Source organism: Streptomyces sp. 13-12-16 (assembly GCF_002114215.1).
Lineage (GTDB): Bacteria > Actinomycetota > Actinomycetes > Streptomycetales > Streptomycetaceae > Streptomyces.
Genome location: NZ_NCTE01001263.1, coordinates 1 through 749, shown reverse-complemented (window position 1 = coordinate 749; position 749 = coordinate 1). Strand labels below are relative to the sequence as shown.

General features: G+C 76.5%; 1 protein-coding gene. It reads right to left on the bottom strand.

Features of this window, described 5'->3' with window-relative positions; translation table 11 throughout:
• Positions 1–427, bottom strand: a 427-nt coding sequence (locus B7767_RS38885; RefSeq protein ID WP_143652898.1) for a methyltransferase, incomplete at its 3' end; no start/stop codon positions are given.
• Positions 428–749 lie beyond the last annotated feature (322 nt).

The window sequence follows — 749 nt, the reverse complement described above, 5'->3', positions numbered from 1 at the left end:
GGGCGCAGCGCACGGCGACCGGGTCGATGTCGGCGGCGTGCAGCTCGACCGCGCCGAGTGCGGCGGCCAGGGCCGCGCCGACGGCGCCGGAGCCGCAGCACAGGTCCACGACGACGGACGCGTCCGGCGCCTGGGCGAGTGCCTGTTCGACGAGGAACTCGGTGCGGCGGCGGGGCACGAAGACACCGGGTTCCACGGTGATGCGCCGGCCGTGGAACTCGGCCCAGCCGACGACGAGTTCGAGGGGCAGTCCGGCCGCCCGGCGCTCGACCATCGGGGCGATGTCCCGGGGGGTGGGCGCGGCGGCGAGGATCAACTCGGCCTCGTCCTCGGCGAAGACGCAACCGGCGGCGCGGAGCGCGGCCACGACGGCGTCCCGGGACGAGGACGGCGGGACGGCGGAGGGGGAGGACGGCGGAGACGGCATGTGCGGCAAGAGCATGGGGCCTTTCGGGAGCCGAAGGGCGCTCTCGCGGTCACCTACTGCCGGTGGTCCGCGTCGCTTCGAGGTGAGAGCACCCGACCTGACACAGCGGTAATGGGTCCCACCTCCTCGACGTCCCCCGGCCGGGGCGGTCCGCAGCCGGACGGCCACACTACCCGACGATCACCGCCGCCGTACGGCGTATCCGGGTCCCAGGACCGCGGAGGGAGATGTGCGCGGGTGGACGCGGCCGGGGCCGCGGGAACCGGCCGGCGCGGGAGGACGCGGCCGGGCCGCGGAGACCGGCCGGCGCGGGGGACGGTCC